The organism is Methylophaga sp. UBA2689, assembly GCA_002354555.1.
GTDB lineage: Bacteria > Pseudomonadota > Gammaproteobacteria > Nitrosococcales > Methylophagaceae > Methylophaga.
The window spans coordinates 1-10,190 of the sequence record DELT01000003.1 but is presented as its reverse complement, the minus strand read 5'-3'; the positions used below and the strand labels follow the sequence as shown (position 1 = coordinate 10,190).

The window sequence follows — 10,190 nt, the reverse complement described above, 5'->3', positions numbered from 1 at the left end:
TGGCATTCACCTTTTTGACAATACAAGGCTAGTTTTGGTTAGTTTATCTGGCTATAATGGCCGACTTGATTTGATATGAATGCATATTAATAACGATTTGCGAGAGTGGCGGAATTGGTAGACGCGCTGGATTTAGGTTCCAGTAGGGTAACCTGTGAGAGTTCGAGTCTCTCCTCTCGTACCATTTACAATTGTCGGCGTTAAGACGCCAGCAATGCGCTTAATCCCCGTGTTTGAGGTTTAAAGAATGCAAGTAACTGTAGAAAATGTCAGCGAACTCGGTCGTAAAATGACCATCACCGTGGAAGATGCAAATATTGAACAGGCCGTTGAAAAACGCTTGGTTTCTATCCGCCCGACTGTTCGAATGGCTGGTTTCCGTCCCGGTAAAGTTCCGATGAAGATGCTGGTTAAAACGCATGGTCCCTCAGCACGCCGTGATGTAATTGATCAGATTGTTCAAGACAGCATGCGCGAAGCGTTCACTCAAGAAAATGTTAACCCTGCAAGTCCTCCTCATATCGATAGCATGAAAGAAGAAGATTCAACGTTAATTTATACGTTGAATTATGAAATCTTTCCAGAAATCGATGCGGTAAAAGTTGACGATATCAAGCTGGAAAAAACTGTTGCAGAAGTTAACGACGAAGATGTCGATAAAATGCTTGAAACTTTGCGTGAGCAGCGCATGACATGGGAACCTCTGAAACGTGCTGCTAAAGAAGAAGATGGGGTCACCATTGATTTCGTTGGCAGTATTGATGGCGAGGAATTCCAGGGCGGTAAAGGCCAGGATGTTCTTGTTGTTATTGGTAACGGTAGTATGCTGCCTGAATTTGAACAGCAACTGGTCGGTGTCAAACCAAACCAGGAACTGACTGTTTCAATGACCTTTCCGGAAGACTATCGCGCTGAGCATCTGCGTGGTAAAAAAGCCGATTTCGCTGTCACTGTTAAACAGGTGGCCAAAAAGAAATTGCCAAAACTTGATAAAGAGTTTGCTGAAATGTGTGGCGTTGAAGGTGGCTTAGCCGCTTTGAAAAAAGAAGTCCGTTCAAATATGGAACGTGAACTTGCAGCGGCACTTAAAAATGTGAACAAGCGCAAAGCAATGGATAGTGTTGCAGCCAATAATGAGATTGCTTTACCTGAAGCACCTGTTGAGCGCGAAGCCAATTATTTGATGGAGCAGGCTAAGAATAATCTGCGTAATCAGGGGGTTAACGTTGAAGGTCTACCCTTTGAATTAAGCAACTTCAAGGAAAACGCTGAAAAACGTGTCAAACTGAGCCTGCTTATCGGTAAGATTATCTCTGATAACAACATTCAACCCGAAGAAAAACGGGTTCGTGAAGCCATTGAAGCTATTGCCGCCAGTTATGAAGATCCTGAAGACGTGATGAATTATTACATGACAAATCAGGATAAATTATCTGAAATACAAATGATGGTTGTCGAAGACACTGTTGTTGAATGGATCTACGATAATGTTAAAGTTGAAGAAAAAGCATCTTCATTTTCTGAAGTGATGAATGCTGTAGCCTAAAGGCACTAGCAAGTTTTTTTACAAAGACAGCCCGTGCTCAAACTTTTGGGCACGGGTTATTTTTTATTTGGCATTAAAACAGGACCGCTATGAGCACTAAATTTTCTGAGCAACTCAATCCAGTTCAAAATGCATTGGTTCCAATCGTCGTTGAGCAAACTTCACGTGGAGAACGTTCTTACGATATTTATTCCCGCCTGCTGAAAGAACGCATTATATTTTTAGTAGGACAGGTTGAAGACCATATGGCGAACTTGATTGTCGCCCAGATGTTATTTCTTGAATCTGAAAATCCGGACAAAGATATTCATCTTTATATCAATTCACCGGGTGGTGCAGTGACCGCAGGTCTGGCAATCTATGACACAATGCAGTTTATTAAACCTCAAGTCAGCACTTTGTGTATTGGTCAGGCTGCCAGCATGGGCGCATTATTGCTTACTGCCGGTGCTAAAGACAAACGATTTGCCTTGCCAAATTCACGGATTATGGTGCACCAGCCGTTAGGCGGATTTCAGGGGCAGGCATCGGATATCGATATCCATGCAAAAGAAATTTTAAGTATTCGTGATCGGCTGAATGGAATTATGGCCCATCACACTGGTCAGGATATTAAGAAGATTGAACGTGATACCGACCGTGATAATTTCATGAATGGTGAACAGGCAGCAGAATATGGTTTAATTGATTCTGTTATGAAAAGCCGACCTGAAGAAAAGTCTTGAGCAATCACAAACGTTAGGAAAGTAGTGCGATGAGCGATGACAAAAAAAATGACGACAAATTACTTTACTGTTCATTCTGCGGTAAAAGTCAGCATGAAGTTAAAAAACTGATCGCTGGACCTTCAGTATTTGTCTGTGATGAGTGCGTTGAACTTTGCAATGATATTATTCGTGAAGAACTACAAGAAAAAACCGATGAGGCAGCTGATTCCAGATTGCCATCACCTCATGAGATCGATTCAGCGCTAAACAATTACGTTATTGGTCAGGCAAAAGCTAAACGGGTGTTATCGGTAGCAGTTTACAATCATTACAAACGTCTCCGTCACGGCACCAAAAATGATGATGTGGAGCTATCCAAAAGTAACATCCTGCTAATTGGACCCACTGGTAGTGGTAAAACGCTACTGGCTGAAACTCTGGCAAGACAGCTTAATGTTCCTTTCACAATGGCTGATGCCACTACACTGACCGAAGCCGGTTATGTGGGTGAAGACGTTGAGAACATCATTCAAAAGCTGCTGCAGAAATGTGAATACGATGTCGAAAAGGCCGAAACCGGTATCGTCTACATCGACGAAATCGACAAGATTTCCAAAAAGTCAGATAACCCTTCCATTACACGTGATGTTTCAGGTGAGGGTGTCCAGCAGGCTTTATTGAAGTTGATTGAAGGTACTATTGCTTCTGTACCACCTCAAGGTGGCAGGAAACATCCTCAACAGGAGTTTTTGCAGGTTGATACCAGCAAGATTCTGTTTATTTGTGGTGGTGCATTTGCCGGATTGGATAAAGTTATCCGTAATCGTACTCACAAAGGTGGAATTGGCTTTTCTGCCGATGTTAAGAGTGTCGATGCCAACTCACCTACAAGTGAGGCATTACGCGGAGTAGAACCTGAAGATTTAATCCAGTACGGTTTGATTCCTGAATTTGTTGGTCGTTTGCCAGTAGTTGCTACGCTTGAAGAGCTTGATGAGGCAGCTTTAGTGCAGATTTTAACTGAACCGAAAAATGCGCTGACCAAACAATATGAAAAACTGTTTGAATTGGAAAACTGTGAGCTGGAATTCAGAGCGGACGCGCTAAGAGCTATCGCCCGCAAAGCAATGGAGCGTAAAACAGGAGCACGCGGTCTGCGTTCCATTATTGAAAATGTACTGTTGGATACCATGTTTGACCTGCCATCTTTGGACAATGTGACCAAAGTGGTTGTTGATGAGAGTGTTATCAACGGTGAAAACACGCCTATTTTGATTTATGAAGATCATCCTGCTGATCTCGCTTCAGGTGATAAATAATTTCCACCTGATGGATCTTTAAATTTTTGGCTGATATCGAGGCGTCCGGTTTTTCCGGACGCTTGATTTCTTAATGCCTGTCCCCATATTGTTTTCACGAACACACAATTATTGTGTCAGTTGACTCCCTTAAGAGGTCCGCATTGATGGAAAAAGAATTTGAAACTACATTAACTGATGACAATGCACTGCAAAAAGTGCCTGTGCTGCCTCTGCGTGATGTTGTTGTTTATCCTCACATGGTTATTCCTTTGTTTGTTGGACGTGAAAAATCCATCAAAGCACTTGAACATGCTACCGATGAAAACAAACAAATCCTGCTGGTCGCTCAAAAAGATTCCGGTGAAGATTCACCTGCACCCGAGAATCTTTATGAAACCGGCACGCTTGCCAATATTCTGCAATTATTAAAATTACCTGATGGTACCGTGAAGGTGTTGGTTGAGGGAACGCAACGCGCTAAAGTTGCCTTGTATGATAATAGCAATGCATTTTGTGAAGCAGAAGTTGCCAGTTTTATCGATGAACATCCTGATCAGCGTGAAGCCGATGTATTAATGCGCACGTTGCTAAGTCAGTTTGAGCAGTACGTAAAACTCAACAAAAAAATACCACCAGAAGTTATTGCTTCTTTATCGAGCATTGAAGACCTTGCGCGCATGGCGGATACCGTTGCTGCGCATATGACTTTAAAGCTCGAAGATAAGCAGCTGTTACTGGAAATGGCGGATGTAAAAGATCGCATTGAAAAATTAATGGCTTTTCTGGAATCGGAAATCGATATTCAGCAGATTGAAAAACGCATTCGTAATCGCGTTAAAAAGCAGATGGAAAAAAGTCAGCGCGAATATTATCTGAACGAACAGCTTAAAGCCGTACAGAAAGAGCTTGGCGAGTTGGATGACACGGGTAATGAAGTTGAAGAATTAGCCGAGAAAATTGCCACAGCGGGCATGAGCCCTGAAGCACGCGACAAAGCCGAATCTGAGCTGAAAAAATTAAAAATGATGTCGCCAATGTCTGCTGAAGCCACAGTGGTTCGTAACTATATTGAATATCTGCTGGAAGTGCCGTGGAAAAAACGTTCACGTGTCACCCTGGATCTGGACCATGCTCAGCAAGTGCTGGATGAAGATCATTATGGTCTGGAAAAAGTAAAAGAACGTATTACTGAATATCTCGCTGTCCAGAAACGGGTAAAAAAACTGAAAGGTCCAATTTTGTGTCTAGTCGGACCACCGGGTGTCGGTAAAACATCAATTGCTCAGTCTATTGCACGTGCAACAAACCGTAAATTCAGCCGCATGGCATTGGGTGGTGTACGTGACGAAGCGGAAATTCGTGGTCATCGTCGGACTTATATCGGTTCAATGCCAGGTAAAGTGATTCAGAATATTTCTAAAACCGGCGTGCGTAATCCACTATTCCTGTTAGACGAAATTGACAAAATGGCACAGGATTTCCGTGGTGATCCGGCTTCCGCATTATTGGAAGTGCTTGACCCTGAGCAAAATTCGACCTTTGCCGATCATTACCTTGAAGTCGAATATGATTTGTCTGACGTGATGTTTGTTTGTACGGCAAATACACTGAATATTCCGGATGCGTTACGCGACCGGATGGAAATAATTCGTCTGGCGGGATATACCGAAGATGAAAAACTGAATATTGCATTACAGTATCTGTTACCAAAAGCAATAAAAGACAATGGTTTAAAAGCGAATGAGGTTGAAATTACTTCTGAAGCCGTGATGGAAATCATTCGACGTTATACACGCGAAGCTGGTGTGCGTAATCTTCAGCGTGAGATATCGAAAATCTGTCGAAAACTGGTTAAACAAATTCTTAGTGAATCCCCTGAAGAGAAGGTTATTGTTACAGCTGATAATCTGGAAGACTACTTAGGTGTTTACCATTATCAATATGGTGTCGCTGAAGAAGATGATCGCATTGGTCAGGTAACTGGTCTGGCTTGGACCGAAGTAGGTGGTGAATTACTGACTATCGAATCTGCTGTGATGCCGGGTAAAGGTAAAGCCAGTTATACCGGTAAGCTGGGTGATGTGATGCAGGAATCTATTCAGGCCGCTACCACTGTGGTTCGCTCAAGAGCGGTAGAGTGGGGTATCGCCGAAGATTATCTTCAGAGTCATGATTTACATATCCATGTTCCTGAAGGCGCGACCCCTAAAGATGGTCCAAGCGCGGGGGTTGGTATGTGTACAGCGCTGGTATCTGCAATTACTGGTATCCCGGTTAAATCCAATGTGGCGATGACCGGTGAAATCACATTGCGTGGTGAGGTCTTGGCAATAGGTGGATTGAAAGAAAAATTACTTGCCGCACATCGCGGTGGTATTGATACGGTTTTGATTCCGAAAGATAACGTGAAAGACTTACGGGAAATTCCAGATAATGTAAAATCCGGTTTGGAAATTATTCCGGTACGCTGGATTAATGAAGTTCTGGAAAAAGCCTTGCAACATATGCCAACAAAAGTGTTGCCGACTCCTGATACAGCAACTGTTCTGCCGCCAGAACAGGCCAGTTTTCATGAAGTCAATACACAAAACCGGCACTAATCTGATAAAAGCGAGCAGCGGAGATTTATGATGACCCAAAAACAACAACAGCGTTTAATCGGGACGCTATTGCTTGTCTTTTTCATCGCCGTGCTCGCTTATATCGTTTTATCCAAAGTTAGTCAGACAGAGTCCGGCAGACAGGAAGTCGAGGAAGAACCTATTCAGTTTTCATCAGTGATTGAGCCTTTACAGGAAGAGGCGGATGATGACTCAGAGCTGGAAACAGCTTCTTCTGCCCCGGAAGCTTTTGTTGAAATTGATCCTGAAATTACAGGCAATACTGCTCCGCAGTTACCTGACGCTTTTGTGACAGAACCTGTTACTCCTGAGCCTGAAACTATAGCACCTGCTCCAGTACCAGAGGCTCCCAAACCTGTTCCCACGCCAAAAGCTCCCGAACCTGAACCGGCAGCAGAGACTCCAGCTCCTAAAGTAAGTAAACCCGAGCCTAAACCAGAATTGACTTCTGCTCCGGCAGAAACAAATTCGCGCTGGATTCTTCAGTTAGGTAGTTTTTCATTGGAAGCGAATGCAATCAGTCGGAAAACGCAGTTAGAAGAGCTGGGTTATCAACCAATGATTGAGCAAACACGTTCAGGTGGAACCGTTATTTATCGAGTGAGATTGCAACCGAGTGCAGATCGATCTGCTCTGGAAAAAACCGCTGAGTCAATACGAAATCAATTAAACATTAATACCCAGGTTTTCCCCTATCAGTAATGCATCACAAAGAACTCAATTAACTATTCATTTTAAGTAAATATATTGGGTTCGTTTGTGCAATTCTGATAAAATTCTCCTTTTAACACGCTGCTCGACGCGGAGTCATAATGAACTGGGTAGATTATTTAATAATCGGCATTATTTTGATTTCGTCGGGCATCAGTATCGTTCGCGGTTTTATAAAAGAAGTACTTTCGTTAATTAGCTGGATAGTAGCGATTTGGGTTGCATTCATGTTTTTTGCAAACTTCGCCAGTTTGTTAACGCCCTATATCGATACAGCTACGCTACGTCTATTTATTGCATTCTTTGTCTTATTTGTTGTCACATTAATACTCGGGGCACTGGTTAATCATTTGATATCACAATTGGTTGAAAAAACTGGTCTCAGCGGCACTGACCGTGCTCTGGGTGTGATTTTTGGTATTCTTAGAGGTGTCGCAATCGTCACTATATTAGTGTTGGCTGCCGGAGTAACACCCATGCCATCTGACAGTTGGTGGCAAAACTCTTTATTGTTACAACACTTTGAAGATCTGGCGGTTTGGGTCAAACAGCTGTTGCCAGCTGATGTTGCCGAACACGTTAACTTCAACTAATCCTGACAGGGTCTTAATATATGTGTGGAATTATCGGAATCGTAGGTCATTCAGAGGTCAACCAGGCACTTTATGACGGACTGACCGTTCAACAACATCGTGGTCAGGATGCCGCGGGGATTATGACCTGCGACCAAGACGGACGGTTTTACCTACGCAAGGATAATGGTCTGGTAAAAGATGTATTTCATACCCGTCATATGATTCGTCTTAAAGGCAATATGGGTATTGGACATATTCGATATCCTACTGCAGGTTGTTCAAACTCTGCAGAGTCTCAACCATTTTATGTCAACTCGCCATTCGGTATTGCCCTGGCGCATAACGGTAATCTGACGAACACCAAGCTGTTGTCAGATCTACTGTTTAAAAGTGATCGCCGGCATCTCAATACCGGTTCTGATTCAGAAGTTCTTTTAAATGTGCTTGCTCACGAAATACAAACTTCCGGCAAACTGAAACCGCAACCTGAAGATATTTTCAAAGCTGTTTCCGAAGTGCATAAGCGTTGTAAAGGTGCTTATGCTGTGGTCGCAATGATTGCCGGCGTCGGCATGTTGGCGTTCCGTGATCCCTATGGCATCCGACCTGCGGTTATTGGCAAGCGCGAAACAGAACTCGGCACAGAATATGTTGTAGCTTCAGAAAGTGTTGCGATTGATACACTTGATTTTGAGTTGATGCGTGATGTTCAGCCTGGCGAGTGTATTTTTATTGATATGCAAGGTCATTTTCATAGTCAACAATGTGCTGAAAATCCGATTAAATCTCCATGTATTTTTGAATATGTTTATTTTGCTCGTCCTGATTCGATGATGGATGGCATTTCAGTCCATAAAAGCCGTATGCGTATGGGCACCAAATTAGCAGAAAAAATTAAACGTGAATTTCCAGATCACGATATCGATGTGGTCATTCCTATCCCAGATACCAGCCGTAGCGCTGCTTTGCAACTTGCCTATGATTTAGACGTGGTATATCGCGAAGGCTTTATTAAAAACCGTTATATCGGTCGTACCTTCATCATGCCTGGCCAGCAACAGCGCAAAAAATCTGTTCGACAAAAATTGAATGCCATTGATTTGGAATTCCGTGATAAAAATGTGTTGCTGGTAGACGATTCAATTGTCCGTGGCACAACTTCCCAGCAAATTGTGCAAATGGCCCGTGATGCCGGCGCTAAAAAGGTCTATCTGGCTTCCGCTGCACCACCAGTTCGTTTCCCCAATGTATATGGTATCGATATGCCTTCACCCTCTGAATTCGTTGCGCATAATCGTAATGTAGATCAGATTGCTGAAGAACTGGGAGTGGACTGGTTGATCTATCAGGATTTAAACGATCTGGTTGAAGCCATTAACAAGAAAAGTGATGTTAAACGCTTTGATACGTCTTGTTTCGATGGCGATTACATTACCGGGGATATTGATGAAACCTATTTGTACTACATTGATGCGCTGCGTAATGACATGTCCAAACAGACTGAAGAAGAAGGTAACGTTACTATTGAGCTACATAATGACGTTTAAATTGCACAGTCATCGTACTAATTTCAAACCTTTGATTCCTGCTGAAATCAGCAGGAATAAACAGCTTTTTGCTGTTTGATACCAATTCTTATATAATCCCGTCGATTATGCATCAGCAATTGCCAAAAGAAATTGATCCGTTTCGTTTTGCTCACAGCGGTTTACAGATAGCGGGAGAAATCCCGGTCAGTAAAATGTCGCGGTTGAGTGAAATGTTGCACGACAATTCAGGGACAGTTTCGGTCGATATGCAGTTTGATATTGATACTACCGGCACGCCCTATATGCGTGGACAGTTTACTGTCACGGTCAATCTGTTATGTGAACGTTGTATGGAGCCGATGGCTCATTCAATGAACATTACAACGATATTGGCACTGGTTCGGCACGAAGGGAAAATTGAAGGTCTTGCCGAGCAATACGAGCCATGGATCTTGAATGATGCAAAACAAGTTGATCCGGCACAGATAGTGGAAGATGAGTTAATACTCGCCTTACCGATTGTGCCAAAACATGATTATCCATGTTTGCCGGAAGAATTATGGCAAGCAGGAGATGAAGAAATTGAGCCTGAAAAACCAGTCTCACCGTTTGCCGTTTTATCTTCGTTGAAATCGAAGAAATAATTTATTTGTCGTTTTGGGTTTAGGAGTTTAAGCCATGGCTGTTCAAAAGAGTAAAAAGAGTCCTTCACGTCGCGGTATGCGTCGTTCACATGATGCATTAACTGAGTCAACATTAGCAGTTGATTCGACTTCAGGTGAATTACACCGTCGTCATCATGTTACTGCTGACGGTTACTATCGTGGCCGTAAAGTCATTGCTGATAAGAGTGAATAAGGCTTAACAGAAATTGACTTTAACAATTTCGATTGACGCTATGGGCGGGGATCACGGACCTCAAGTCGTGATCCCCGCTGCTATATCAACACTGCAAAGGCATTCTGATATAGAGCTGATTTTAGTTGGCGATGAAGCCATAATTTCAGCAGAATTAGCTAAACATCAGTTTAATGATAAACACCGGATGAAAATTCACCATGCCTCCCAAACGGTTGGTATGGATGAACCTCCTTCTTCGGCACTTCGCGGCAAAAAAGATTCTTCCATGCGGGTAGCTATTAACCTGGTGAAAGAGGGGCAAGCAGCTGCTTGTGTCAGTGCCGGTAATACCGGTGCCTT

Annotated in this window: 9 protein-coding genes, 1 tRNA gene and 1 pseudogene; all 11 read left to right on the top strand. The window is 43.0% G+C overall.

Features of this window, described 5'->3' with window-relative positions; all coding sequences use genetic code 11:
- The first annotated feature begins 99 nt into the window (after nt 1-99).
- Nucleotides 100-184, top strand: a tRNA-Leu gene (locus B3M51_RS00190).
- A 63-nt stretch (nt 185-247) separates the two neighbouring features.
- A complete protein-coding gene (tig, locus tag B3M51_RS00185; protein WP_292756029.1) occupies nt 248-1,546 on the top strand; it encodes a trigger factor in 1,299 nt (432 codons plus the stop codon).
- A gap of 89 nt (nt 1,547-1,635) precedes the next feature.
- The gene (gene clpP, locus B3M51_RS00180; RefSeq protein ID WP_292756027.1) at nt 1,636-2,271 is read left to right on the top strand and encodes an ATP-dependent Clp endopeptidase proteolytic subunit ClpP; all 636 of its coding nucleotides are present in this window, start codon (nt 1,636-1,638) and stop codon (nt 2,269-2,271) included.
- Nucleotides 2,272-2,300: 29 nt separating this feature from the next.
- Nucleotides 2,301-3,572, top strand: coding sequence for an ATP-dependent Clp protease ATP-binding subunit ClpX (gene clpX / locus B3M51_RS00175; protein WP_292756025.1), 1,272 nt, complete (start codon nt 2,301-2,303; stop codon nt 3,570-3,572).
- A 146-nt stretch (nt 3,573-3,718) separates the two neighbouring features.
- Nucleotides 3,719-6,154 (top strand): endopeptidase La, encoded by a 2,436-nt coding sequence (lon, locus tag B3M51_RS00170; protein ID WP_292756023.1) that lies wholly within the window; start codon nt 3,719-3,721, stop codon nt 6,152-6,154.
- Between the two features lie 27 nt (nt 6,155-6,181).
- The gene (locus tag B3M51_RS00165; RefSeq protein WP_292756021.1) at nt 6,182-6,877 is read left to right on the top strand and encodes an SPOR domain-containing protein; all 696 of its coding nucleotides are present in this window, start codon (nt 6,182-6,184) and stop codon (nt 6,875-6,877) included.
- 110 nt (nt 6,878-6,987) lie between these two features.
- Complete coding sequence (locus tag B3M51_RS00160) at nt 6,988-7,479, top strand: CvpA family protein (RefSeq protein ID WP_014707206.1); 492 nt, start codon at nt 6,988-6,990, stop codon at nt 7,477-7,479.
- 20 nt (nt 7,480-7,499) lie between these two features.
- Entirely contained in the window at nt 7,500-9,008 is a 1,509-nt protein-coding gene (purF, locus tag B3M51_RS00155; RefSeq protein ID WP_292481946.1) for an amidophosphoribosyltransferase, read from the top strand.
- 68 nt (nt 9,009-9,076) lie between these two features.
- Nucleotides 9,077-9,634 (top strand): YceD family protein, encoded by a 558-nt coding sequence (locus tag B3M51_RS00150; protein ID WP_292481944.1) that lies wholly within the window; start codon nt 9,077-9,079, stop codon nt 9,632-9,634.
- Nucleotides 9,635-9,668: 34 nt separating this feature from the next.
- A complete protein-coding gene (gene rpmF, locus B3M51_RS00145; RefSeq protein ID WP_014707203.1) occupies nt 9,669-9,848 on the top strand; it encodes a 50S ribosomal protein L32 in 180 nt (59 codons plus the stop codon).
- Between the two features lie 13 nt (nt 9,849-9,861).
- Nucleotides 9,862-10,190 (top strand): annotated as a pseudogene (locus B3M51_RS00140) (phosphate acyltransferase); the annotation flags it as partial.